28 protein-coding genes and 1 pseudogene are annotated in these 23,794 nt (G+C 73.0%); 15 read left to right on the top strand and 14 right to left on the bottom strand.

Features of this window, described 5'->3' with window-relative positions:
• Window positions 1-316: hypothetical protein (locus Sru01_RS26005; protein ID WP_203990673.1), on the bottom strand; the 316-nt coding region annotated here is incomplete at its 3' end.
• A 408-nt stretch (window positions 317-724) separates the two neighbouring features.
• Between Sru01_RS26005 and Sru01_RS26000 the strand changes: the two genes are divergently transcribed.
• Window positions 725-937: a hypothetical protein gene (locus Sru01_RS26000; RefSeq protein ID WP_203990670.1), complete on the top strand. Its 213-nt coding sequence runs from the start codon at window positions 725-727 to the stop codon at window positions 935-937.
• A 716-nt stretch (window positions 938-1,653) separates the two neighbouring features.
• On the opposite strand, the gene Sru01_RS25995 is transcribed toward Sru01_RS26000, so the two are convergent.
• A complete protein-coding gene (locus Sru01_RS25995) occupies window positions 1,654-2,556 on the bottom strand; it encodes a CPBP family intramembrane glutamic endopeptidase (RefSeq protein WP_203990667.1) in 903 nt (300 codons plus the stop codon).
• Between the two features lie 818 nt (window positions 2,557-3,374).
• On the opposite strand from Sru01_RS25995, the gene Sru01_RS25990 reads away from it, so the two are divergent.
• On the top strand, window positions 3,375-4,076 hold the full coding sequence (locus tag Sru01_RS25990; protein WP_203990665.1) for a hypothetical protein: 702 nt from the start codon (window positions 3,375-3,377) through the stop codon (window positions 4,074-4,076).
• 105 nt (window positions 4,077-4,181) lie between these two features.
• Complete coding sequence (locus tag Sru01_RS25985; protein WP_203990664.1) at window positions 4,182-4,745, top strand: DUF6529 family protein; 564 nt, start codon at window positions 4,182-4,184, stop codon at window positions 4,743-4,745.
• A 54-nt stretch (window positions 4,746-4,799) separates the two neighbouring features.
• Here Sru01_RS25985 and Sru01_RS25980 read toward each other — a convergent pair whose 3' ends face one another.
• The gene (locus tag Sru01_RS25980; RefSeq protein ID WP_203990663.1) at window positions 4,800-5,747 is read right to left on the bottom strand and encodes an HpcH/HpaI aldolase/citrate lyase family protein; all 948 of its coding nucleotides are present in this window, start codon (window positions 5,745-5,747) and stop codon (window positions 4,800-4,802) included.
• A gap of 85 nt (window positions 5,748-5,832) precedes the next feature.
• Here Sru01_RS25980 and Sru01_RS25975 point away from each other — a divergent pair, with 85 nt between their 5' ends.
• Together Sru01_RS25975 and Sru01_RS25970 are read left to right on the top strand one after the other, a co-directional pair.
• The gene (locus tag Sru01_RS25975; RefSeq protein ID WP_203990662.1) at window positions 5,833-7,389 is read left to right on the top strand and encodes a M48 family metalloprotease; all 1,557 of its coding nucleotides are present in this window, start codon (window positions 5,833-5,835) and stop codon (window positions 7,387-7,389) included.
• A gap of 117 nt (window positions 7,390-7,506) precedes the next feature.
• On the top strand, window positions 7,507-8,073 hold the full coding sequence (locus Sru01_RS25970; RefSeq protein WP_203990660.1) for a biotin transporter BioY: 567 nt from the start codon (window positions 7,507-7,509) through the stop codon (window positions 8,071-8,073).
• 190 nt (window positions 8,074-8,263) lie between these two features.
• Here Sru01_RS25970 and Sru01_RS25965 read toward each other — a convergent pair whose 3' ends face one another.
• From Sru01_RS25965 to Sru01_RS25955, 3 genes are all read right to left on the bottom strand, one after another.
• Entirely contained in the window at window positions 8,264-8,563 is a 300-nt protein-coding gene (locus tag Sru01_RS25965; RefSeq protein WP_203990658.1) for a hypothetical protein, read from the bottom strand.
• A 337-nt stretch (window positions 8,564-8,900) separates the two neighbouring features.
• Window positions 8,901-9,701 carry a hypothetical protein gene (locus tag Sru01_RS25960; protein ID WP_203990654.1) on the bottom strand — a complete coding sequence of 267 codons (801 nt, stop codon included), beginning with the start codon at window positions 9,699-9,701 and terminating at the stop codon, window positions 8,901-8,903.
• Window positions 9,702-9,809: 108 nt separating this feature from the next.
• The gene (locus Sru01_RS25955) at window positions 9,810-10,781 is read right to left on the bottom strand and encodes a serine hydrolase domain-containing protein (protein ID WP_203990651.1); all 972 of its coding nucleotides are present in this window, start codon (window positions 10,779-10,781) and stop codon (window positions 9,810-9,812) included.
• A 179-nt stretch (window positions 10,782-10,960) separates the two neighbouring features.
• Here Sru01_RS25955 and Sru01_RS25950 point away from each other — a divergent pair, with 179 nt between their 5' ends.
• From Sru01_RS25950 to Sru01_RS25940, 3 genes are all read left to right on the top strand, one after another.
• Complete coding sequence (locus tag Sru01_RS25950; RefSeq protein WP_203990648.1) at window positions 10,961-11,953, top strand: phosphotransferase family protein; 993 nt, start codon at window positions 10,961-10,963, stop codon at window positions 11,951-11,953.
• A 205-nt stretch (window positions 11,954-12,158) separates the two neighbouring features.
• A complete protein-coding gene (locus Sru01_RS25945) occupies window positions 12,159-12,473 on the top strand; it encodes a type II toxin-antitoxin system RelE/ParE family toxin (RefSeq protein WP_239137740.1) in 315 nt (104 codons plus the stop codon).
• Window positions 12,474-12,785 (top strand): XRE family transcriptional regulator, encoded by a 312-nt coding sequence (locus Sru01_RS25940; RefSeq protein WP_203990643.1) that lies wholly within the window; start codon window positions 12,474-12,476, stop codon window positions 12,783-12,785. It abuts the gene before it with no gap.
• A 201-nt stretch (window positions 12,786-12,986) separates the two neighbouring features.
• On the opposite strand, the gene Sru01_RS25935 is transcribed toward Sru01_RS25940, so the two are convergent.
• Window positions 12,987-13,388, bottom strand: a complete 402-nt coding sequence (locus tag Sru01_RS25935; protein WP_203990641.1) for an NUDIX hydrolase — start codon at window positions 13,386-13,388, stop codon at window positions 12,987-12,989.
• Window positions 13,385-14,161, bottom strand: a complete 777-nt coding sequence (locus Sru01_RS25930) for an ATP-binding protein (protein ID WP_203990639.1) — start codon at window positions 14,159-14,161, stop codon at window positions 13,385-13,387. The genes Sru01_RS25935 and Sru01_RS25930 overlap by 4 nt, the downstream gene beginning before the upstream one ends.
• 185 nt (window positions 14,162-14,346) lie before the next feature.
• Here Sru01_RS25930 and Sru01_RS25925 point away from each other — a divergent pair, with 185 nt between their 5' ends.
• Window positions 14,347-15,204 (top strand): helix-turn-helix domain-containing protein, encoded by an 858-nt coding sequence (locus Sru01_RS25925; RefSeq protein WP_203990637.1) that lies wholly within the window; start codon window positions 14,347-14,349, stop codon window positions 15,202-15,204.
• 20 nt (window positions 15,205-15,224) lie between these two features.
• Entirely contained in the window at window positions 15,225-15,554 is a 330-nt protein-coding gene (locus tag Sru01_RS25920) for a DUF397 domain-containing protein (protein ID WP_203990635.1), read from the top strand.
• Window positions 15,555-15,617: 63 nt separating this feature from the next.
• On the opposite strand, the gene Sru01_RS25915 is transcribed toward Sru01_RS25920, so the two are convergent.
• From Sru01_RS25915 to Sru01_RS25905, 3 genes are all read right to left on the bottom strand, one after another.
• On the bottom strand, window positions 15,618-16,022 hold the full coding sequence (locus Sru01_RS25915) for an SgcJ/EcaC family oxidoreductase (protein ID WP_203990633.1): 405 nt from the start codon (window positions 16,020-16,022) through the stop codon (window positions 15,618-15,620).
• 459 nt (window positions 16,023-16,481) lie between these two features.
• Window positions 16,482-17,327: an SDR family oxidoreductase gene (locus tag Sru01_RS25910; protein ID WP_203990617.1), complete on the bottom strand. Its 846-nt coding sequence runs from the start codon at window positions 17,325-17,327 to the stop codon at window positions 16,482-16,484.
• Entirely contained in the window at window positions 17,324-17,629 is a 306-nt protein-coding gene (locus Sru01_RS25905) for a hypothetical protein (protein ID WP_203990614.1), read from the bottom strand. Before Sru01_RS25905 ends, Sru01_RS25910 begins: the two co-directional genes overlap by 4 nt.
• Before the next feature lie 84 nt (window positions 17,630-17,713).
• Between Sru01_RS25905 and Sru01_RS25900 the strand changes: the two genes are divergently transcribed.
• Complete coding sequence (locus Sru01_RS25900) at window positions 17,714-18,214, top strand: MarR family winged helix-turn-helix transcriptional regulator (protein WP_239137737.1); 501 nt, start codon at window positions 17,714-17,716, stop codon at window positions 18,212-18,214.
• Between the two features lie 66 nt (window positions 18,215-18,280).
• Here the strand turns inward: Sru01_RS25900 and Sru01_RS25895 are convergent, their stop codons facing one another.
• Window positions 18,281-18,820, bottom strand: coding sequence for a hypothetical protein (locus Sru01_RS25895; protein WP_239137736.1), 540 nt, complete (start codon window positions 18,818-18,820; stop codon window positions 18,281-18,283).
• Window positions 18,821-18,885: 65 nt separating this feature from the next.
• Here Sru01_RS25895 and Sru01_RS25890 point away from each other — a divergent pair, with 65 nt between their 5' ends.
• Window positions 18,886-19,503, top strand: a complete 618-nt coding sequence (locus Sru01_RS25890; RefSeq protein ID WP_203990611.1) for a TetR/AcrR family transcriptional regulator — start codon at window positions 18,886-18,888, stop codon at window positions 19,501-19,503.
• A gap of 125 nt (window positions 19,504-19,628) precedes the next feature.
• On the opposite strand, the gene Sru01_RS25885 is transcribed toward Sru01_RS25890, so the two are convergent.
• Entirely contained in the window at window positions 19,629-20,387 is a 759-nt protein-coding gene (locus Sru01_RS25885; RefSeq protein ID WP_203990608.1) for an HAD hydrolase-like protein, read from the bottom strand.
• 148 nt (window positions 20,388-20,535) lie between these two features.
• On the opposite strand from Sru01_RS25885, the gene Sru01_RS25880 reads away from it, so the two are divergent.
• Complete coding sequence (locus Sru01_RS25880) at window positions 20,536-20,913, top strand: hypothetical protein (protein ID WP_239137735.1); 378 nt, start codon at window positions 20,536-20,538, stop codon at window positions 20,911-20,913.
• A 263-nt stretch (window positions 20,914-21,176) separates the two neighbouring features.
• Here Sru01_RS25880 and Sru01_RS25875 read toward each other — a convergent pair.
• Window positions 21,177-22,043 (bottom strand): annotated as a pseudogene (locus Sru01_RS25875) (EamA family transporter); the annotation flags it as partial.
• 153 nt (window positions 22,044-22,196) lie between these two features.
• On the opposite strand from Sru01_RS25875, the gene Sru01_RS25870 reads away from it, so the two are divergent.
• A complete protein-coding gene (locus Sru01_RS25870) occupies window positions 22,197-22,775 on the top strand; it encodes an RNA polymerase sigma factor (RefSeq protein WP_203990606.1) in 579 nt (192 codons plus the stop codon).
• Window positions 22,772-23,689: a hypothetical protein gene (locus Sru01_RS25865; RefSeq protein ID WP_203990604.1), complete on the top strand. Its 918-nt coding sequence runs from the start codon at window positions 22,772-22,774 to the stop codon at window positions 23,687-23,689. Before Sru01_RS25870 ends, Sru01_RS25865 begins: the two co-directional genes overlap by 4 nt.
• Window positions 23,690-23,794 lie beyond the last annotated feature (105 nt).

Here is a 23,794-nt window from a genome sequence, read left to right as displayed (position 1 = left end):
CGCTCCAGGCGGTGTGACGCTCCGCCTCGCCGCCGTCGTCGCCCCAGGTGGCCCGGTGCCGCGCCGCCTCGCTCTCGTGATCGCCCTCGCCGTCCGGGCCGTGCGCGGTCTCGTGCCAGACCAGCCCGTACTCCTCCGGGTCGGCGTCCGCCCGGTGCGGCTCGCCGGCGCTCGGCCCGGGCGGCTCCCCGCCGTCCGGCCCGTCCGGCCGGTCGGCGTCCGCGCCAGGCCGGTCGGCGGCCGGGGCGGCACTGTCCTGGCGCGCGGGCGGGACCCGCGGCGGGCCGGAGGCGACGAGCCGGTCCGGCCGGTTCACGATCCGGCGCGGCGGCCAGACCGGATCGTCCGGGTCGGTGGACGGCTCCGGCGGGGTCTGCGGGCCCCAGTAGGGTTCCGCGGCCCACAGGTCGCCGGCTCGCGGGTCGTCGTCCGGGCCGGCGTGGACCGGGCCCTCGCCCCAGAACGGGATGGGCGCCCCGGGGTCCGGCCGGCCGCGCGTGGGTGCCCCGCCGGCCGGACGGGCCGGATCGGGCGACGCTCCAGGATCCGGCCGGGCCTGCCCATGTTCGCCGGGACCGGCCGGCCAGGGGCCGGAACCGGCGGAGGCGTGCGAATCGCCCGGGTCAGCCCCGGCGTTGAGGCCGGCAGGGGAGCGGGCATCGGGGCCGGCATCGGGGCCGGCGGGCTTGCCCGCGGCATAGGGATCGTGAGGATCGGCCTCGGCGTGAAGATCTCGAGGTTCGGCCGGGGCACGGGGACCGTCGGCACCGGCGCCCGCATGGGGATCACGGAGGGGACCGGCACCGGCATAGGGATCGCCGAGAACGGCACCGGCATGGGGGTGGCCGGGAACGGCATGGGGATCGCCGGGGTCGGCACCGGTATGGGGATGGCCGGGAACGGCCGGGGCGTGCGGATCGCCCGGCCGCCCGGGTAAGCCCCCGGCGGGCCAGGTGATCGGGCCGGGCTCGGCCGGCCGCGGCCCCGCGCTGTGCCGGGGCTCGGCCGCCGGCTCGCCGGCCGGGCGCGCGTACGGGTGGCGGCCGGCGGAGGGCTGCCGGACGGGCGCGGTGTCCTCGCCGGAGTCCTCCTCCGGCGTTGGCGCGCCGAACGGCGGCAGCACCCACGGGGAGTCCCGGGGGGCGCCGTGCGGTCGTACGGCGGCGGGGTCCGGCGGCGAGTGGTGCAGGGCCGGCGCGGACGCGGCGGCCTGCCGGGGTCCGGCCGGCTCCGGTCTCGTCTCGCCGGCGTCCTCGTCGTCCGCCGGCCACCATGACGAGCGTGGGTCGTGGGGGCCCGGGGCCACGCTCAGCACCTCCTCGCCAGGAGCTTAACCGCAGCTGATACCGCGATTCCGGGACCGTTCCACCTGAGCCCAGCGGATCCCGAATTATGCCCACGGATCATCTGCGATCGTACCGATACCCAGGACGGGCCGCTCGATCACACCGTCCACCGGCCCGATGACGGGCCGCCCTCGCCCTCGCCGCCAGCACGCACCTTCCTCCCTGGGCCGGTCCGGGTCACCAAGGCCACCGAGGGCCGCCGTGCCCTCCGCGGCCCGCCGGCCTCCCGGCGCGGATCACCCGTCCGTCCGCACGTATCCAGGGCACCACGCCAAGGGCCTTTCTGGCGAGACCTCTCTAGTCAGATTTATCTAGAGAGCGTCGGAATTGCCCGCTTACGGGCGATTATTGCGATGACGATCGTGTAAAAGCCGAGCTGCACCACGGTGCCGACGATGGACTGCCACGGCACCGCGCCCTGCTTCAGCGCGTCACCCAGCTCGCCGGACGCGGCGGCGGGCAGGAAGCTCAGCACGTTGTTGATCACGTGCAGCGCGATCGGCGCCTCCAGGCCGCCGGTGCGCACGGCCAGCCAGCCCATCAGCACGCCGAACGAGAAGACGTCGATGATGCCCCAGTCGGTGTAGGCGTGCATGGCGGTGAACGCGGCGGCGCCGATCAGGATCGCCGGCCACGGCGACCGTACGTAGGAGCCGAAGGCCTGGAGCACCCAGCCCCGGAAGACGTACTCCTCCGCCGCCGCCTGGAAGGGCACCACCAGCAGGATCACCACCAGGCCGGGCAGGAACCGCGACCAGCCGACCCAGCCGAACATCCCGCTCATGTCCTCGCCGGTCGCGGCGTACGTCGCGATCATGGCGCCCTGCCCGAGGATCAGCGCGATCAGCGCGAACCCCAGGCAGACGAGCAGCCAGCGCCAGCGCAGCCGGCCGAGGACCGACGACAGCGTGCCCGGCGGGCGACGCTGCACCAGCCAGGCGGTCAGATACACCAGCGGCAGTACCAAGGCGATGGACAGCAGCAGGACGGCCAGCTCGAACACGGGTTCGTCGAAGATCCGGTCGCTGCCCTCCTGCATGGCGAGCGGGATGCCGAGGAAGGTGGCGATCAGGATGCCCACGAAGATCACCAGCAGGCCCACGCCCACGAAGGCCGCGGCCACCATGACGGTTCCCACCACCGGCCGCCACCAGTGGTTCACCGGGGTACGCGCCAGGTGGTCGTACCGGGTGCCCGGCGCAGGCGGCATCAGCCATCGCCGGACCGGCGGCGGCCCCTGCCACGGCTGCGCCCCCGGGTAGTACCCGTGCGGCGGGCCCCAGCCGGCCGGCACCCCACCGGGCGCCGGGCCCCAGCCCGCGGACGCCGGCCCACCGGGCACAGGACCACCGGGCACCGGGCCCCCGGGCACGGCACCACCGGGCACCGGGCCACCGGGCACCGGGCCACCGGGTCCGGGCGCGGAATGCCCGCCCGCGGACACCGGCCCGCCAGACGCCGGCCCGCCAGGCGACGGTTCCCACGACGGTTCCCGCAGCGCGGGCCGGTCGCCCGGCTCCGGAGCGCGGCCGCCCGGATCCGTCCATCGGCCGGGCGGCGTCCCCGCGTCGTGCCGCGTCTCGGCACCGGCAGGCGCCGGCCGGCCGGAGGGTGCCTCGCCGTCCGGCGCGGCCCACCGGCCCGGCGCCCCCGGCTGCGGGCCGGCCGGGGCCGGGCGCTGGTCCCGCGCAGGCTCGTCGTCCCACCCAGATCCGGGCGGGTCAGGCTGCGACGAATCGTGCATATGCCTCATTCTCCTCACCTGACCAGGGCGTTCGCCCGCCGCCCTCCACCAAGGCCGGAGAACCGCACCGGCAGGCCGGTCGCGTCCGCACGTCCGGACGGATCACGGGCCCCTTTCCTACCGGACGCCCCGCGGGCTCCGCCATCCCCTGCCGTACCGGGATCGCACCATGACCCGGGACGTCCCGGCAGCGGCCGGGTCCGGCAATGTGCATTTGTGCGCAGACATCCCGGGACGGCGGGCGCATGATGCGAACAGACCAATACGGCCACGGGGAGCAGATCATGAAACGGCTGGGGCCCTTTTACACGCTGGCCGCGGGGATCGTGCTGGCCGCCGGGCTCGGCGTCGCCAGCGCGCAGACCGCGCCGCGCGCCGGGACACCGGCCGCCGGCCGCGTTCCGTACGCGCGGGCCACGACGAACGTCACCGCCGGCCCGAGTGCCGGCCCGGCCACCGCGGAACCGGCCACCCCCGATCCCACCGTGAGCGCCGCACCGGCCACGGCCGACCCGACGCCCCGGCGCGCGAACTACGCGGGAGTGGCCAAGGGCAACGGCGGGCTGGTCGCGCTGGCGATCCGGGACGGCCGGGCCATCGCGTACTTCTGCGACGGGCGGGTGGAGTCCTGGCTGCGGGGCGCCGCGGCCGACGGCACCGTCATCCTCAACGGCAAGGGCTCTCAGATCACCGCGACGCTGGACGGCACCCGGGCCCGGGGCAGCCTGCGGGTCGGCAAGGCCAAGTGGCGCTTCACCGCCCCCGCGGCCAGGAAGCCCGCCGGGCTGTACCGGGCGGCCGGGATCGTGCGCGGCGCCCGGCTGGTCGGCGGCTGGATCGTGCTGGCCGACGGCCGCCAGGTCGGCCTGCTCGACGTCGGCGGCACCCCCGCCCCCGCGCCCACGCTGACCCCCGGCTCGCCGGTGACCGTCGACGGCACCCAGGTGTCGCCGCAGCCCGCCGAGAACTTCCTCGACCAGCCCTGACCGGGCCCCTCCAGCGTCGGGCCGCCGTAGAACCACCCATACCGCGCCATCGCCGAGGCACCACCGAACCGCCCGTACCGCACCCTGACGGAAGGACCACCTGGAATGACCGCCGGACAGCCGGAGACCGACCACCGGACGGCCTCCGCCCCCTACCTGTTGCCGCTGCTGGCCGGCGGCCTGGTCGCCGTCGCCCTCGGCGTGTACGGCCGCGCCCACCCGCCCACCGGGTACGCCGTCGGCCTGGCCGGCTTCTCCGGCGCCCTGGCCATGAAGGCCTGGCTGACCACCGGCGCCTTCGTCCTAGCCGTCGTCCAGTTGCTCTCCGCGCTCGCCATGTACGGCCGGCTGCCCGGCGTCACCGCGCCGTCGTGGACCGGCACGCTGCACCGCTGGTCCGGCCGGGCGGCGTTCCTGCTGTCGGTGCCGGTCGCCTTCCACTGCCTGTACGCCCTCGGCGCCCGGTTCGACGTGCCGCGGGTCATGGTCCACTCGCTGCTCGGCACGTTCTTCTACGGCGTCTTCGTGGCCAAGATGCTCTCGCTGCCCCGCCGGGACCTGCCCGGCTGGACGCTGCCCGTCCTCGGCGGCCTGGCCTTCTCCGCGCTGGCCGGGCTCTGGCTCACCTCGTCGCTGTGGTTCTTCGTCGTGATCGGCGTGACGCTCTGACGCCGCCCGCTCCGAGCCGCCCGATCAGTGGCCGCCCGCTCAGTGGCCGCCCGCTCAGTGGTCGCGGTCCGGCGGCTGGAACGACCGGGTGCGGACCAGGCCGGCGGCGCGGCCCTTGGCCGCGATGACCAGCGCCATCTTCCGGGACGCCTCGTCGATCATCTCGTCGCCGAGCATGACCGCGCCCCGCCGCTGCACCGTGGTGGCGTGCGCGTAGGCGTCCAGGATCAGCTCGGCGTGGTCGTAGTCGTCCTGCGCCGGCGAGTAGACCTCGTTCGCCGCGTCGATCTGCGACGGGTGCAGCACCCACTTACCGTCGAACCCGAGCGCCGCCGACCGCCGGGCCACCAGACCGAACCCGTCCAGGTCCTTGATCTGCAGGTACGGCCCGTCGATCGCCTGCAGCCCGCAGGTGCGGGCGGCCATCAGGATCCGCATCAGCACGTAGTGGTAGGCGTCCCCCTCGGTGTATCCGGGCGGCTGCCGGCCGACCACCAGCGTGCGCATGTTGATCGAGGCCATGAAGTCCGCCGGGCCGAACACCAGCGTCTCCAGCCGGGGCGACGCGGCGGCGATCGCGTCCACGTTCACCAGGCCCCGGGCGCTCTCGATCTGCGCCTCCACCCCGATGCCGCCCACCGGCAGGCCGGCGGCCCGCTCGATCTGGGTGAGCAACGTGTCCAGCCAGGCGACCTGCCCGGCGTCCTCGACCTTGGGCAGCATGAGGCAGTCCAGCACGTCGCCCGCGCCCTCCACCACCTCGATCACGTCCCGGTAGGTCCACGCGGTGGACAGGTCGTTCACCCGGACCACCCGAGTGCGCCCGGACCAGTCACCGGTGCGCAGCGCGTCCACCACGTTCTTGCGGGCCTGTTCCTTGGCGTCCGGCGCCACCGAGTCCTCCAGGTCCAGGAAGACCTCGTCGGCGGGCAGGCCCTGGGCCTTCTCCAGGAATCGGGGGTTGCTGCCGGGGACCGCGAGACACGAACGACGCGAGCGCATGCGCCCAACGCTAACCCGTCCGCCGCGCGCCGGGCACGGGCGGCAAGGGTTCCCAGAAGGCGCGCCACCGGTCATGCTGGCCCGCATGGCAACGCTCCCCACCGCCATCGGCGACACCCACTGCCCCGCCTGCGCCGGCCCGCTCACCGACGACCCGCGCTTCGTCCGCTGGTGCCCGGCCTGCGACTGGAACATCGACCCGGCGGCCGCACCGCCGGCGCCCGCCGGCACCGGGCGGCGGCAGCGGCGCGCGGCCCGGCGGGCGGCGGCCCGCCGGGCCACCGACCGCGCGATCACCCAGCGGGTGTACGCGGACTCCCGGGGGCGGCCGGGCGGCCGGCGCGGGCGCGACCGGGCCGGGATCGCGGTGCTGGCCATCGCCACCGCGGTGCACCTGGTGACGCTGGCCCTGGTGGCCGGCTCGGCGTGGCTCGCGCTGACCGGCAGCTGGCTGACCCGGAGCTTCGGCCTGATCGGGCTGGCCGCCGCCGTGCTGCTGCGCCCGCGCCTCGGCGGGCCGCCGGTGGACGAGTGGGCGCTGGACCGCGCCGAGGCGCCGCGGCTGTACGCGCTGGCCGACCGGATCGCCGCCGAGCTCGGGGTTCCGCCGGTGGACGTCATCCGGGCCGTCCCGGAGTTCAACGCCGGCTACGCCAGGCCGCGCGGGCGCCGGGTGCTCACCATCGGCCTGGCATTGTGGGAGACGCTGCCCCCCCAGGAACGGGTGGCGCTGCTCGCGCACGAGCTCGGGCACGCCCGCAACGGCGACCCGCGCCGCGGCCTGTGGTTCCGCTCGGCCCGCGACGCGCTGTCCCACTGGCACGAGTTCACCCGGCCCGGCCGGATCGTGGTCGTCGAGGAGATCCTCACCATGGCCGGGGTGGCGATGGTGACCCTGCTGACGTACGTCCCGCACAAGCTGGTCGGGATGCTGCTGGACCTGGTGCACCGCCTGACGCTGCGCTCCGGCCAGCGCGCCGAGTACCTGGCCGACGACCTGGCCGCCCGGGTCGCCTCGTCCGCGGCGACCCGCTCGATGCTGGAGGCCCTCGCCCTCGGCGACAGCGCGGCGCTGCTCATCCAGCGCCGCGCGAACCTCCATCACGGCACGCCGTCCACCCGGCGGGCCGTGCCGGGCGGGGACGACTTCGGGCTCTGGGCCGAGCTGCGGGAGTACCTGGCGTCCATCCCGCCGCACGAGCGCCTGCGCCGGGCCCGGCTCGCCCTGCTGCGCATGTCCTCGGCGGACGATACCCATCCGCCCACCCACCTGCGGATCCGCATGATCGACTCCACCGCCCCCCGGCCGGCCGCGGTCACCCTCGCCGGAGCCGCGGCCGAGGCGATCCAGGCCGAGCTCGGGCCGATCCGCGCCCGCGCCGCCCGCGCCGTGCTGACGTCCCAGTACCTCGTGGCGCCCGCCGACGGCGACCGGCACACCGTGGCGGGTCTGGCCCGCGAAGTGGCCCGGCGGCTGCGGCCGGCGACCGGCGCGCGCGGGCTCGTCCGGGCCTTCCGGGCGGCCGCCTCCGGCCCGGCCCGCGACGAACAGGTGCCGGTGGCCACGATGATCCCGTCGGTCCCGCCGTTCTCGGTGGTCCCGCCATCAGCGCCACCGGTGCTCCTGCAGCCGGTCCCCTAGAAAAGTGCACTGTGGGCGGGTCACAAAGCCGGTGTCCGGTTCTTGGCGCGGATCTCGTACGGTTCTCGAGCGGGGGTCCGGACAATGGACCCCAGGCATCGGTAAAGGGAGATAGACATGAGTGATGCGTCCGTGGCGGTCCGCCCCGCCGTACTGTCCGACCTCATTCCCGGCAGCCTCGTCCGGGACGCGCTCCTGGTCGCCGGCGCCGCCGGGCTGACCGGGCTGGCCGCGCAGGTCGCCATCCCGCTGCCGGGCACCCCGGTGCCGATGACGTTGCAGACGTTCGCCGTCCTGCTGGCCGGTGCCGCGCTCGGGCTGCCGCGCGCCTTCCTCGGCATGGCCCTCTACCTGGCCGTCGGCCAGCTCGGCGTGCCGTGGTTCGCCCCCTCCGGCGGCAACGCCACCCTGGGGTACGTCGTCGGTTTCGTGCTGGCCGCCTCGGTGGTCGGCGCGCTGGCGAGCCGGGGCGGCGACCGCACCGCCGTGCGCACGCTGGCCACGATGCTGCTCGGCACGGTGCTGATCTACGCGGTCGGGGTGCCGTGGCTGATGATGGCCACCGGCATGGACCTGCCCACCGCCTTCGCCAAGGGCGTGGTGCCGTTCCTGATCGGCGACGGCGTGAAGGTGCTGGTCGCCGCCGGCCTGCTCCCCCTCGCCTGGAAGCTCGCCCGCCGCTGACCTCCCGGCCTCCCGGCGGGGACGGCGCCCGGCCGTCCCCGCCACCGTTTCCGGGCCGCACGGGAGCTCGGCGAGCCGCCGCCTGCGCCGCCGTGACCCGATCGCCCCACCGAGGATCGGCCGTCCGGACGTCCAGGTCAGGCCGTCGCGAGGGTTCATTCAGGTACCGCTGCGCGCCGGTGCCCCTGGGTCAGGTGACCCTCAGCCGGAAGCGGATCGTCAGGCCCGCCAGGCCGGCGGCGACGTCCCAGCACCCGCGCTCGGAGAAGATCAGCCCGCTCGGCTGGAAGCCGACGGCGCCGTACCCGGACGGCACCTCGGGCGTCATCGCCTCCTCGACGATGTCCCGCCGGTCGCCCTGGCCGGCGACGCGGGTGGCCGTGATCCGCAGCGACCCCTTCGCCAGCCGCCACCAGCCGACCTTCATCGCGTACCCATCCGGCCGCGGCTCCGCGCGGTACCCGGGCGCGGGCAGGGAAACCCACAGCACCTCCTCGCCGAACCACCGATCCCCCTCATCCCGCGGCACCGCCGCCGGCGGCTCGGCCTTCCGCTGATCAGGCCGGGTGACCTCACAGTCCCCAGACTCCCCGGGCGGCCCTCCGGGCGTGGCGGCGGCCCGTCCAGGCGGGGCGGACACCGAGGCGACCAGGCCGGCCGGCGGCGAGATCGGAGCGCACGCGGCGAGCATGGCACCGCACAGGCCGAGAGAGGCGGCCGTCCGCCTGAACCGCGGGTCGGGGCGAGGGGTCATCGGTCGGGTTCTCCCTATGGTCCGTCGGAAGCTTCGACCCCTCTTACCTGACCTTCGCCGGAAACGTTCCCGATCAGTGGATCCGCGGGTTCCGCTCAGCGGGCACCGCGCGGGGCTCCGGGATCGTGTCGCCGGCCGGCGCTCGCACGCCGACGGCCAGCACGATGACGTACGCGACGGACGGGATGCCCCAGGGCCCGATGCCTCCGAGACTCGCCCAGTTGAGGAGGACGGCCCACGCGCCGCCGAGCAGCAGCACCGCCAGCGGCAGGATCACCAGCCACCGGTCGGCCCGGCCGGCGGCGGACCACCGCCCGAAGAGCGAGCCGAGCACCAGCAGGACGGCGGCGAGGTAGGCCAGGAAGGTGACCAGGGAGAGCGGCTCCGCGACCGCCAGGGGCAGGATCAGCGGGTTCCCGTCCGCCCCGCCGGGGCCGCGCGGCCAGTTCTCGGTCCCGACGACCGCCGAGGCGCCGGCGATGGCGAGCACCGACGTCCACCAGGCGGCCCGCCGGCGGAGCCGGCCGTCGGGATAGCGGAGCGTGGCGAGCAGCAGCGGGGCCAGGATCTGCGGCACCCAGATCCAGTGGCGCAGCCAGGACTCCAGGCTCGCGGACTCGCCGCGGACGCGGATGTCCAGCGCGGGCCAGGCGGCGGCCAGGCCGGCGACCCCCAGCAGGCCACAGGACAGGAAGATGATCCCGATCGGCCGCACACCCGGCCGGGCACCGACCCAGGCGCCCGCCACCAGCAGGACCACCGCCCGCACCACTTCCAGCACCCCGTCGGTGTAGTCGAGGACCGGCGGCGTCAGCACCGCCACGGCGGCCAGCCCCGGCAGCGCCACCGCCCACGGCCACATCGAGGTTCGCATCACTCCATGCTCACCCACGGCTGACCGCACCGCCAGCGGAATCTCCATGGGCGGCCGGTCGCCCCGCGACCCGCCGTGCCGCCCGGACCCGCAGCGGGAACCGCGGGGTCAACCCGCCGTACCTTCGACGCCGGGCAGGACCACCTCGCCGAGCACCACCGGGGCGGTCGGCTGGTCTGGCTGGTTGTACTGGCCCGCCAGGACGGCGACCGCGAGGTCCTGGGTGGCGTCCAGGTAGAGCCGCTGGCCGCCGTTGCCGAAGGCACCCGTCCAGGTGTCGCCCACGTACCAGTGGTAGCCGTAGCCGAAGTCGTCGCTCACGCGTACGTGCGGGCGCAGCGCCGCCGCCAGCCAGGACGCGGGCACGAGGTCGCGTCCGCCGTCGAGCACCAGCCGCCCGACCGCCAGCAGGTCGCGTGGGGTCAGCCGCAGCCCGGAGGCGGCCATGGCGACCCCGTCGGCGCCCGTCGACCACTCGAACCGGGTGATCCCCAGCGGCTCGAACAGCCTGGCGCGCGCGTAATCCGCCAGCGCGGCGCCCGTCCCTCGTTCGATCAGCCGGGCCACCAGGGCCGAGGCGCCGCCGCAGTAGGACCACCGCACGCCGGGCTCCTCCGCGACCGGCCGCTCCAGGACGTAGCGGACGCGGTCGGGGGCGAGTTCCATCGCGACCTCGCTGTTGGCCGCGCTGGTGTACGGGGCGTCCTCGTTCCACTCCAGCCCGAGCGTCATGGTCAGCGCGTGCTCGACCGTCAGCGCGGCCCGCCGCCGGTCCACGCCGAGGTCCGGGTACTCGGGGAAGTGCCCGAGCAGGGGCTCGGCCGGCTCGGGAACCTGGCCGTCGGCCAGCGCGATGCCGTACAGCAGGCCGACCACGCTCTTGGAGATCGAGCGAACGTCGTGGAGGGTGTCGGGCGTGAAGCGGACGTGCCCCAGCGATTCGTTGAGCCGGAAGTCCACACCTTCCCCGTAGTGTTCGAGGACGACCTGACCGCGATGGACGGCGATGACGGCGTGCAGATCGGGCACCCGGCCCTGCTCGATCACCTTCGAGAGCCGTTCGGCGAATGCGTTGCTCATGAGCCCGGTTCTAATCCCTGACACGGTGTCAGGCACAACCCGGCCGTCAGCCGCGCGTCCATCGACCCATCTTGCGGGCGCCCGGGTTCTCGGCAGGTCGCCCGAACTCCTCGCGTCGTTGACCGAACCCCACGGTTAATCACTCGCATGCCGCGTCCGGCCGCTGCCAGTATCGGGTGATGGCAGATCTGGGCAGGCCGGCCGAGCACTACGAGCCGCACGTCGACACGTTGCACGGGCGTGGCGGCAACCGGCTGCGGTGGCCGGACCTTCCGGACGATCTGCGCGCCGAGCTCGAGTCCCGGCTGGGCGGTCCGGTCGTCGCGGCGGCCAACCGGGCAGGCGGGTTCTCGCCCGGCCTGGCCTCCGTGCTCCGGCTCTCCGACGGACGCCAGGTCTTCGCCAAGGCGGTCTGCACGGCACGGAATCCGGAGTCACCGGGCATGCACCGCCGCGAGGCCGCGATCGCGGCCCGGCTCCCCGCGTCCGCGCCCGTTCCGCGGCTGTTGTGGTCGCACGACGACGGCGACTGGGTGGTGCTGGTGTTCGAGGCGCTGGCCGGTGAACCGCCCGCGCTGCCGTGGGTTCCGGCCGAGCGCGACCGCGTACTCGCGGCCCTCGCCGATCTAGGTGCCGCGATGACCCCGGTACCGCCCGAGCTGGACGTGCCCCCGATCGCCTTCCTGGACGAGGAGTTCTCCGGCTGGCGCCACCTGCTGGCGCACCCCGATCCGCGGTTGGCCGAGGTGGACCGGTGGGCCGCGGAACGGCTCGCCGACCTGGCGACCTGGGAGACCCGCTGGGAACCGGCCGCTCGGGGTGACACGCTCCTGCACGGAGACGTTCGCGCGGACAACATCATCCTCACCGACGACCGGGTGTACTTCGTCGACTGGCCGGCGGCGATGGTCGGCGCCGCCTGGGTCGACCTGGTGTTCATGCTGCCGAGCATGGCCATCCAGGGTGCGGGTGAACCGGAGGAACTGCTCGCCGGCCACCCGCTCGCCCGGGCCGCGGACCCGGAGGCGGTCACCGCCGTGATCGTCGGATTGGCGGGCTACTTCGTGTCGAGGTCGCTGCTGCCGCCCCCGCCGGGCATTCCGACGGTACGGGCGTTCCAGCGCGCCCAGGGCCTCGCCTGCCTGCGCTGGCTGCGCCGCCGCGGCCTGTGACCGCGCGGCTCGCGGCCGGCACCTTCGATGGCCGATGTCATGACCAGCCTGGTCTTCGCTGAATGCACTTCCACCGTAGGTGACGCACTGTAACGTGATCCCGGACGGCGAGAACACCAGCGTTGTACAATACTGTTGTTGTAATGGAGGAGTGGTGGCCTGGACCATCGTCCTGCACGACGAGGTGCGGGAGTGGCTACGCGAGATGAGGCGATCCGACCGCGACACCTTCGATGTACTCAGCTCCAGAGGGCCCAGCTTGGGGCGGCCCTTGGTGGATACAGTCCGACACTCGAACCTGTCCAACCTGAAAGAACTGCGACCAGGCTCCCAGGGGGCGACAGAAGTACGCATTCTCTTTGCTTTTGACCCAAGTCGCAGGGCGATCTTCTTGATCGGGGGAGACAAGTCCAGCAACTGGCAGGGCTGGTACAACCGGGCGATACCTGTAGCGGAGGATCGATACCGGGAGCACCTGAAGAGGGCAGAGGGCGACCGGGAGGGAGAAAGGAGGCACTGAATGAGCGTCGAGTGGAGTGACCTTCGAGGCGAGTTGATCGGCCCCGACGATAAGGCTGAGGTGAGTCGTCGCAGCAGCCAGATGCTGGCCGAGGAGCGGGCCCATCGTCTCGCCGAAGCCCGTAGGCGTCGACAGCTGACCCAGCGGGACCTGGCTGGAGCCATGGGGATCAGCCAGTCCCGCGTCAGCGCGATCGAGCGAGGAAAGCTGGATCGAACTGAACTGAGCACGCTCGCCGCATATGTCGCGGCACTGGGCGGCAGGCTGGAGATCGTTGCTGATTTCGGCGACGAGAAGCTCATTCTCGGCTGACGCCGGGGTGCCAGTTGATCACGTGGTTCCCCATCGCGGTATGAGGTCGAGCGGCATCTCGATAGCCTTCGCGCCTGATTCCCGATGCGGCGGCAGAGCCCGGCGGTCATGACAGCGCGGACAGGCGAGAAACCGAGTGCGATCATCATGCAGAGATCGCCATGACGTCGCGTGCGCAGGCGACACGCCCGGACCGCCGGGTCAGCGGAGCAGTCCGGCCTGGTGCAGGTGGTCGAAGACGAGCTTGTCCACCGGGGACACCCGGTCGCGGTCCGCGTACGTAAGCCAGGTGACCACCTCGATCTCGCTGCTCGCGGCCGGCACTCCCTGGTGTTCGGCGGTGTAGCAGGTCATCCGGACGGTGACGCCTTCGGTGTGGCCATGTGCCTGGTCGTGCCAGGTGCCGAAGTGACGGGCGGTGCCCGGGATGATGACGACGGACAGCTCCTCGTCGATCTCGCGGACCAGGGTGTCGAGATCGCTCTCCCCCGGTTCCCGCTTGCCGCCGGGGAGGTAGTACACGTCCCGGCCCCGGGACCGGGTGCTGAGCACCCGGCCGCCGTCCAGATGAATCCAGGCGATCTTGTCGATGATGTCGGTCACGCCGAGGACGATATCGGCGCCGAGCGCTCCGACAGCGGCCAGCGGGCCCAGACCGTCTTGCCCGGGACGTCCGGCCGGGGAAGGACGCCGGACTCGGGGGCGAGGGCGGCGACGATGGGCAGGCCGCGGCCGTGCACGGCGTCCGGGCCGGCGTCGAGCCGGTGCGGCACGCCGGGGCCGTGGTCGGTGACCCGCAGGCACAGCTCGGTCGCCGTCGCCCACAGCGAGACGCGGACCGGTGGCCCGCCGTGCGCCACGGCGTTGGCCAGCAGCTCGCCCGCCACCAGCACCACGTCGTCGGCCAGGCCGGCCAGCCCCCAGCCGCGCAGCGTCGCGGTGACCGCCCTGCGCGCCGGGCCGACGGCGGCCAGGTCGTAGGGCAGCTCCCACACGGCGGCCCGCAGGCCCTCCGGCGTTCCGGTCATCTCGGCTCCTTGGATCGAACGGGCTGCGGCCAGCGGCGAGCGGGCGGACGATCCCCCGGCGGGGACGGGCGGTCCGGCGACTGGGACGGGCGGGTCCGGGCGGTGTCCGGCACTTTCGGCCTCCCGCATCAGGTGGCGCAGCTCGTCCACCGTGCGCCCGGCCACCTGCGGCGGCTCCGGCGCGGGCCAGGTGGCGGCGGCGTGGAACCGGCGGCTTCCCACCCCGTACCAGACCACCCACCCCGGCTCCAGCCGATCCATCCGCTCCGCCGCCGCCCGCTCCCGGCGATCCCAGGCCCGCCGGCTCACCCGCTCCAGCGGCGTCCCAGGCCGGTGCCGCCCTCCCATGCCGTCACCCCCACCCTCCGGCATTCATGTAGTCGCTCACTCACCATGAGTAACGACAGCAGTCATGGTGACCCTGAGCCAGGGAACTTTCAAGGCCAACGCCGAACTGTCCTGGTTCGGCCAGTCGTCTTCAAGCCGCTGACAGAGTGCATATGATTCATCACCCGTAGTGAAGGGAGCATGCAATGACCGGCAGCCCGACCGTCAAGCGCCGGCGTCTCAGCGCCGAGCTCATCCGGCTTCGCGATGAGGCCGGGATGACCCACGACGACGTCTGCAGGCACCTGGAGTGGTCCCGTGGGCGGCTCACCCACATGGAGCAGAACCGGTGGACCCGTCCCGACGTCAGCAACGTCCGGCTGCTGCTGGACCTGTACAAGGTCACCGACCCCGCCCGCCGCGAAGCCATCCTCAACCTGGCCCGCCAGTCGCGCGAACGAGGCTGGTGGCAGAGCTACAAGGACATCTTTCGCGGCAGCCTTCCCGGCTTCGAAGCCGAGGCGACCCAAGTCCGCGCCTATGAGATCGCATTCGTGCCAGGACTTCTGCAGACCGCCGGGTACGCCAACGCCATCTTCCGGGCAGGACAGGTCCTCCGGGATGCCGAGACCGAATGCGCTCGTCTCGTCGAGAGCCGCCTGGCCCGTCAGGCCATACTCGACCGAGATGATCCACCGCAGCTGTGGGCGGTGATCGATGAGGCCGCACTACGGAAGTTGGTCGGCGGAGTAAGGGTCATGGCCGAACAGTTGGGGCGCATCATTGAGATGGCGAAGCGACCCAACATCACCATTCAGGTGCTCCCCGACTCGGCCGGCGCTCACGTCGCCATGGCGTGCGGCTTTGTCATCCTGGACTTTCCACACGAGATGGATCCTTCGCTGGTCTACCTGGAGACTCCCACTGACAGCCTGTTTCTTGAGCGGCCGGAAGAGGTTCAGGCGTACACGTTGATCCACAATCACGTCGTGGCGGCGGCGCTGTCCACGGAGGACTCCATCAGCTTCATGACCGACCTGATCGATCGACTGTCATCTCACTAGAAGCGAGGATCTTGTCCCTGATGACCCCACCCATCTGGCGCAAGAGCACCTACAGCGGGCAGCAAGAGAACTGCGTAGAAGTGGCCACTTTGCCGCACAGTGAGCGATACGCCACAAGATCGACTCTCCCGGCGAGCAACGGAGCGACCACGGAAGTCGACGATTCCTATGACAGCTGGTGGAAGAGTTCAGCCAGCGGAACAGGCGAGAACTGCGTTGAAGCCGCCCGTGTGCCCGGCGGAGGCCGGGCCATCCGGGACAGCAAGGACCCGGACGGGCCGGTGCTGCGATTCGGCGCTAACGAGTGGCGGGTGTTCCTCTCCGGGATAAAGGACGGCCGGCTGGGCTGACGGCCGGGCTCCACGCCACCGCTTGATATCGGCCGCTGGCGGCGTACGCCGGGGCATTAATGCTCATGCGTCCGCCGCCACGGTCGTGTTCTGGCCGGCGACGATGCTCCACTCGCCGGCAGATTCGGTCGTCACGACGTACGTGTGGCGGTGCCGGCCACCGACCTCTTTCAATGTCCCGTCGGCCCGCCGGTACTCCTGCTCGATGACCACCACCGCAGCGCCGTCGCCGGCGGGACGAGCATGAGCCACCCGATAGGCGACCGACCCGCCGGCAAGACCGCCCGGCATGACACGCGCCAGATACTCCGCCAGTTCCTTACGTCCAACGATCAAGGTTCCCCGGCTGGTGATCCATGTCGCGGCCGGGTCGAACAGCTCGACGTACCGGTCGACGTCTTCGCGCGCATGAGCTTCTTGAAGGGCAACGGCGACGTGCTGAGCTGTTTCGACAGGGGCAAGTGACATCCCCCCATCCTTCCGGCTCACACCGGTCGGAGCCACATCGAGCGGAATGGACCCTCTGCGACGTTCATTACCGTCCAGACCGCCAGATACACCATGAAGGACGTCTCGCGGATTTCCGGCTGAACCCGTACGTCAGATCCAGAAGCGGACGGTGGCCCGTTCGGAGGCATCGCTCCGGTCCGATCGGAACGCACCAAAGAGCGTTGGCATACCTTCAGGGCCCAGTTCGGGCTCTGCGGTACGCGAGTGAACCAGCTGGAGGAGTCGCGCACGTTCGTCACGAACCTGATCCGGCCTTAGCTGGTCGACCAGGCGATGAAGAGCCTCGTACTCTTCCTGTGGCGCCGTCATGCCGCCGAGTTTACGACGCGCACCCGGACCCGGAAGGCATCTCCACGAGCCGTTACGTCCGAGCCTCTGCTCGCTCAGCCACGTTGCGCCTGCGCCCCCGCCGCCGGGTTACTGAACGCGGAGGTGGTTGGCGTGGTCGCGGGCGAAGTCGGCGAACGAGCGGGGCGGGCGGCCGACCACGTCGGCGAAGTCGGAGGTGGTGAAGTCGCCCCACCCACCGGCATAGGCGGTGCCGTATTCGGCGCTGACGGCGGCGACCCAGTCCGGCAGGCCGGCGCCGAGCAGGGCCTGGTAGGCGTCCTGTTCGCCGAGGGCCTGGTAGGTGATCGGGGCGTCCAGGACGGATTCCAGCGTCTTGGCCGCCTCGTGCATCGAGAAGCTGTCCGGGCCGGTCAGCGTGTACACCTTGCCGGCGTGCGGTGCGGGATCGGCCAGGACGCGCGCCGCGAAGTCGCCGATGTCGCGGACGTCCACCGCGCCGAGCCGCCCGTCGCCGACGAAGCCGTACAGCGTGTCGCCCATCACCGCGCCGAGCATGTTCTGCATGAAGAAGTGCGGCCGGATGATCGTCCAGGCCAGGCCGGAGGCCATCAGCTCGATGTCCGAAAGCACGTGCAGCCGGCCGTTGCGGGTCGGCGCGTCATGGGCGGCGCCGACCGCCGACATCCGCACGACATGCCGCACCCCGGCGCGGCGGGCGGCCCACACGGCGTTCATGCTCGCGTGCGGCGCCGCGGGCCCCATGGCGTTGAGCAGCCACACGGTGTCGACGCCCTCGAACGCCGCGCCGAGCGTGCGCGGCTCCTCCAGGTCGCCGACGACGACGTCCAGGCCGTCCCCGGCGGGGGCCTTGGCGGCGTCCCGGACCAGGACGCGCAGGTCGTCGCGCGGGGCGAGAGATCGCAGCACGGCGCTCGACACGTTGCCGTTCGCGCCGGTGATCAAGATGGTCATGACGGGGTCTCGCCTTCGGTGGTCGTGCCCGTCTCGGACGACAGCACGTGGTCGATGGTGGAGAAGAACGCGCTGATCCCAGGAAGGTTCGCGCCCTTGGCCCGGGACTGAGCGAGATCGCCCGGGGTGCGCCACAGCACGATGTCGAGCCATTGGTCCTCGGCGAGCCGGACCAGCCGGGCGCCGAGGAATCCGGTCCGGTCGGCGCGGAAGTCGGCGAGCATCGCCGGCCGCACCGCGAGAAGCCGCTCCACCTGCTCGGGGGCGACGTGGAAACGGGTGAGTTCTACTGTGGTCGGCATCGCGTCTCCCGGGTGATCGGTACGTCCGAGATTATGGTAAGGATTAGTGACAGTCAAGATGAGTGACTATTTGCCGGAGGGCACGTGACCGCCCGCCGGCGCGGGCAGCGCAAGCAGGCCGAGCCCGACCTCGGCATCCTCGCCGGCCAGGTGCTGTTCGCGATGCAGAAGGAACTGTTCGAGACGCTCGCCCAGCAGGGCCACTCGCGGCTGCGTCCCCGGCACGGCGCCGTGCTGGCCTATCTCGACGAGGAGGGCAGCCGGGCCACCGAACTGTCCGCCCAGTCGGGCCAGCACAAGCAGGTGATCGGCACCCTGGTGGACGAGCTGGTCGAGCTCGGCTACGTCCGCCGCGAGCCCGATCCGCAGGACCGGCGGGCCAAGCTGATCGTGCCGACCGCGCTGGGCCGGGACGAGATGACGCGATCGGACGCGATCATGGCCGAGATCGAGCGCCGGCACGCGGCGGCGGTGGGCGAGGACGCCTACGCCGCCTTCAAGGCCACCTTCACCCGGATCGCCGCCCTCCAGCGCTCCCGCCCCCTCAACTCCTCCCGGAGCCGGCCGGGCTCACCGACGGCCTGACCAGGCCGAGCCGGAACGCTTCGCGTCCGATGCGCCAGGTGGACGGACGTCGGCGGCGGGGGGAAGTCAGGTGCGGGCGCGGCGGGGGGAGAAGGTGTAGCTGAAGGACACGATGGCGTCGATGACCAGGGCGATGGTCCAGACGCGCATCATCTGCCACAGTGCCGCGGTGCGGTCGAAATCGCCGATGAGCAGGGTGAAGATGCCCATCACCGCACCGCCCACCAGGTAGGCGAGCAGGTGGCGCAGCCAGCCGCGGCGCTCGTGGGCGGCGTGCTCCCGGCCGGTACGCGGCGGCCGTACCGGCGCGGGGCCGCCGGCGAAGCGGTGCGCGAAGCGCTGGTCCGCCCAGCGCAGCATCCGGTGACCGAAGCCCACCGAGACGCCGATGTAGACGGCGGCCAGGCCGTGCACGATGCCCGCCTGCCCGCCGCCGCGCAGGTCGACCACCGAGAAGGCCAGCAGTGCCACATCGACCAGCGGGACGCAGACCAGCAGCACGACGAGGCTGAGCCTGCGCGCCTTGAGCAGGTAGCGGGCGGCCAGGCCGAGGCCGAGCAGCACCCAGAAAGCGATCTCACACGCGATGATCACCGCGATCAGCACAGCGTCTCCTTTTTCGCACAGTCGGGTTATTACCGAATATAACACGACTGTGCGAGAATAGGGGCGTGCCGAAGATCGTGGACCACGAGCAGCGCCGCCGGGAACTCGCCGAGGCCGTCTGGCGGGTCATCGCCCGGGACGGGGTGGCCGAGGTGTCCATGCGCACGGTCGCCGCCGAGGCCGGCTGGTCGTCCGGGGCACTGCGCCACTACTTCTCCACCCGGGACGGCCTGCTCGCCTTCGCCTGCGAGCTGGTCATCGAGCGGGTGACCGAGCGGATCACCGCGCTCCGGCACACCGGGACCCCGCGCGAGGCGGTCCGCGCCATCCTGCTGGAGACCATGCCGGTCGACGCCGAACGGCGCGCCGAGGCGTCCGTGGCCTTCGCGTTCGTCGCGCTCGGCCTGACCGACGCGGAGCTGGCCGAGGTGAAGCGGCTCAGCTTCACCGGCATGTACGAGCTGTGCCTGCGGCTGGTGACCGAGATGGCGAACATCGGCGCGCTCGCCGAGCCGCACCCGCCACTGGAGACGTCGGCCCGCCGGCTGCACGCCGTGGTGGACGGACTGACGCTGCACGTGCTGGCCGGCCATCTGACCCCGGCGGAGATGACCGCCGAGTTCGACGCCTACCTGGCCGAGCTGATCCCGGACCGGCCGGCCCCCGCTCCTGTTCATCCCTGAACCGGTATCCGTCCGGCTCACCGGCTCCTGGCCATGCGCGATCCCGGCTCGGCCGGATGAAGGCCGGGCGCCGGCGGTAGCGCCCAGCCGGTACGGCCGGATGAAGGCCAGGCCCCCGGGCGCGGTCAGCCGGTACGGCCGGTGATCGCCTTCAGGACGGCGCCGGTGTCGGCGAGGTCGGGCAGCACGACGTCGGCACCGGCGGCGGCCAGCGCGGCGGCCGGGGTCTCGCCGGTGGCGACCGCTACGGCGCGGGCGCCGACCGCCTGCGCGGTGGCCACGTCCCGGAGCGTGTCGCCGACGACCACGGTGTTCTCGCCGCCGTAGCGCACGCCGAAGTGCCGCTCGGCCCGGTCGAAGGCGTGCAGGGGCAGGTCGGTGCGCAGCTCGGCGTCCGTCCCGTACGCACCGATCCGCAGGTCGAGGTGGCCGTCCAGGCCGAACGACGACAGCTTCAGCGCCGCGATCGGGTAGATGTTGCCGGTGAGCACCGACTGGCGCACGCCGGGCAGCGTGCTCAGCGCGGACAGCGCCTCGGCGGCCCCGGGCAGCGCGCGGCCATGGGTCACCATGTCCCGCGCCCGGGACCGGGTCTCGGTGACGAGCGCCTCCAGGAAGACCCCGATCCGGGTCTCGTCCGGATCCAGGCCGACGGCCACCAGCGCGTCGGCGGCGGCGGCCAGCTCGGTGCGGCCGTCGAACCGCCACGGCTCGGCGAGCGAGCGGCCGGTGGCCTGGCGGACGGCCGCGGCGTAGATCTGCTGCCCGACGCCGCCGGCGTCCAGCAGGGTGTGGTCGATGTCCCACAACACCAGCAGCGTCGCCGGCGGATCGCCGCCCGGCGAGCCGCCGGACCGATACATCGGGATCTCGTCCGTCGTCACTTCCACCACGCTAGGCCCTCTCCGGCCGATCGATAAAGCACCACATTGGCCCCGAAACCCGGGCCATGACCGGAGCGATCCAGCGCGCCGTCCGGCCGGCGCCCCGGCGGAGGTGCGGCCGGGCGGGGCCGGCCGTAGATTGCCGGGTATGAGCCTGCCGCTGATCGAAGAGGGCGCCAAGAGGTCCGGCGTGCTGTGGATCCGCCTCGGCGGCACCGACCGGCTGGCCTGGCACGTCTGGCACGACGGCGCGATCTACCTGGTCACCGGGGGCGGCGAGCAGGAACTGCCGGGCCTGGCGGACGCCGGGCGGGTGCGGGTGACGCTGCGCAGCAAGGACAACGGCGCCCGGCTGGTGTCGTTCGACGCCGCCGTCGAGGTGCTCGATCACGCGTCACCGTCGGCGGCCGGTCCGGTGGCGGCCCTGGTCAAGGAGCGGCTCAACGCCTCCGACGCCGCCACGCTCCCGGCCCGCTGGGCGGCGGCCGGCGTCTCGGTCGTCCGGCTGGCGCCGATCCCGGACTGAGTCCCGGCCGCCCCGGAGTACGCCGGGGCCGCGGCGTACGCACCGGCCCTGCCCTCCGAGCCGAGGGCGCCGCTCGCGCCGACCTCGCCATCCGAGCCGGTCCCGCCGGCCTCGCCATCCGAGCCGGTCCCGCCGGCCCTGCCGCCCGAGCCGGTCCCGCCGGCTCCGTCATCCGAATCGCCCGCGCCGGTGGCCGCCGCGACCACGCCCGCCTCGGTGGCCACGGCGGCGCCGGACGTCGCGAGCTGCGCGAGCAGGACGCCGGCCAGGACCACCGCGCCACCGACGAGCTGGGCCGGGCCGAGCCGCTCGCCGACCAGCAGCCAGGCGATCACCGCGCCGGCCACGATCTCCAGGGACGCCACGGTGGCACCGATGGCCGCGGTCAGGCGGCGCACCGCGGCGACGCCGGTGACGTAGGAGAGGACGGTGGCGACCGCGATGAGCACCAGCACCGCCAGCAGCACCGGGACGGTGTGCCCGCCGAGGGTGACCGAGGTGCCGAAGGCGTCCCACGGGATCTCCCAGGCCCGGGAGATGGGGAACAGCACCACCGCGGCGCCGGCCAGGCCCCAGGCGACCAGGCCGAGCGGGTCCACGTCGTCCCCGGTATCAGAGCTCATCACGAAATATCCGGCGCAGCACGCCGCGCCGGCCAGCCCCATCATCAGTCCGAGCCCGTCCAGCGCGAGCCCCTGCCACACCTCGGCCACCACGCCGAGGCCGACGATCACGATCACCGCGCCGGCGTACGCCGAGACGGCCAGCCGGGTCCGCCGGACGAGGCGTACCCAGAGCACCACCATCACCGGCGCGCAGTACTCCAGCAGCAACGCGACCCCGACCGGCAACCGGGTGATGGCCACGAAGAACAGCGACTGCACCGCCGCCACGGCGATCAGCGCGAAGGCGGCGTAGAACCCCAGACGGCGGCGGGCGACCCGCAGCGCCTTCGGGCGGAACACGGCCAGGACCAGCAGGAGCAGTACCGCGCCGCCGGCCATCCGTACCCAGCCCGTCTGCAGCGGCGTCAGCCCGCCCCCGCCGACGAACTTCGCCATCGATCCGGAGAACCCGAAGGAGCACGCCGAGACCAGCGCGAGCCCGAGCGCCACGCCCCTTGTCCTCATGCCAACCACCCCGTAAGTACCATCAGCTCGTTTTGATGCTGTCACATGATCGCCAACCGCTTCAACCGATATCCACCCACCGAGACCGGCCGGCGGGCGGAAATCCGGCGGAAAGGGCTGACACACTCGGGCGGGAACTCGACATGAAGGAGCATGAGCATCCCCGACACGGGCCCCCCGGGGCGGGAACGACGGTTCACCGACCTCTTCACGGCGACCTATCCGGCGGTTCTGCGGTTCGCCGAGCGCCGGGTCCAGCCGAGCCACGCCGAGGACATCGTGTCCGAAGTGTTCATGGTGGCCTGGCGCCGGCTCGACGACGTCCCGGCCGGGCCGGACGACGCGCGCGCCTGGCTGTTCGGCATCGCCCGGCTGACCCTGCTGGCGAGCATCAGAGGGGAGCGGAAACGGCAGGCACTGGCCGTGCGGATCTCCGAGGACCCGACGGCCGGCGGGCCGGACGGAGCGCTCGAACCCGATCTGGTCGCCCGGCGGGTCGACCTGGCCCGGGCCTGGTCCCGGCTGCCCGCGGTCCATCAGGAGGCGCTGGCCCTGACCGTGTGGGACGGGCTGGACGCGCCCCGGGCGGCCCAGGTGCTGGGCATCTCGCCGGTCGCCTACCGCCTGCGCCTGAGCCGGGCCCGCAAGGCCCTGCGCGCCCACGCCCGGGCATTGCCCGAGGCTCCCGCCGCCCGGCCCGCCACCGCGACGCCCCGAAGGAGTTCGACATGAACGACATCACCAAGCTCGCCGACGACCGGCTCGACCAGGCCCTGGCCGGCCTCGACCCGGCGGTGACGGAGCCCGACCTGGTCACCGGCACCGACGCGCAGGCACGGCGGGTGCTGCACCGGGCGCTCTCCGGGGGCGGCGACCACCTGCCCGTCCCGGCGCCGACGCCCTCGCCGCTCCGGTGGCGGTCCAGAACGGCGCGACGGGCGGTCGCCTTCGGCGCCGTCGCCGCCACCATCACCGCCGGTCTCGTGGCCTATCCGAGCCTGTTCGGCGGCGGCCAGGCGCTGGCCTGGTCGCCGGCACCGGGAAACCTGTCCGCGAGCGCGGCCCGCGAGGCCGAAACGGCGTGCGCCGCGGCGAACCGCGACGATCACGCCGAGGCCCCGGGCACCGACCGGTCGAGGATGCGCCCGGTGATCACCGAGGCCCGCGGTTCCTTGGTGATGGTCTACCTGACCGATGGCGCCCCGGCGCCGAGCGACTTGACGTGCTACCTGCGGGACGGGTCGGTCGTGGCCATGGGCGGCAGCCTCGCGACGCCGCAGTCCCCGCCGGCACCGGCCGTGGCGCCGGAGTCGGCCCTCGTCCACCTGGGCAGCGTGTTCAGCACCGACTCGACCAGCATCCGCGGCGTCACCGGGCGGGTCGGCGCCGACGTCGTCGGGATGGTCTTCGACACCGTCGCCAAAGGCCCGGTGACCGCGACCGTCCGGCAGGGACACGTCGCCGTCTGGTGGCCGGACGCCCCGACGACCGAAGAACAGGAGAACGCGGCGACCACGCCGGAGATCCGCGGCGCCACCCTGACGCTGCGCGACGGCTCGACCCGCCAGGCCGGCGTCGAAGAACTCACCGGCCGGACCACCGAGGAACTGACCCGCCCCGACCAGGGCGGATCCGCCTCCGACTGACCACGGTCGATACGGGGAGGTTCGACGCCGACCGGTTCCGCGCGCACTGCCACCGGCCGGCCGCGGCGGCCGAATCGACAGCGGGTCGCCCACCGCAGTTGCACG

Origin of the sequence: Sphaerisporangium rufum (genome assembly GCF_016863395.1) — a bacterium.
GTDB classification, from domain to species: Bacteria; Actinomycetota; Actinomycetes; order Streptosporangiales; family Streptosporangiaceae; genus Sphaerisporangium; species Sphaerisporangium rufum.
Note: the sequence above shows the minus strand (reverse complement) of the source record. Positions and strands in the feature narration are given on the sequence as shown.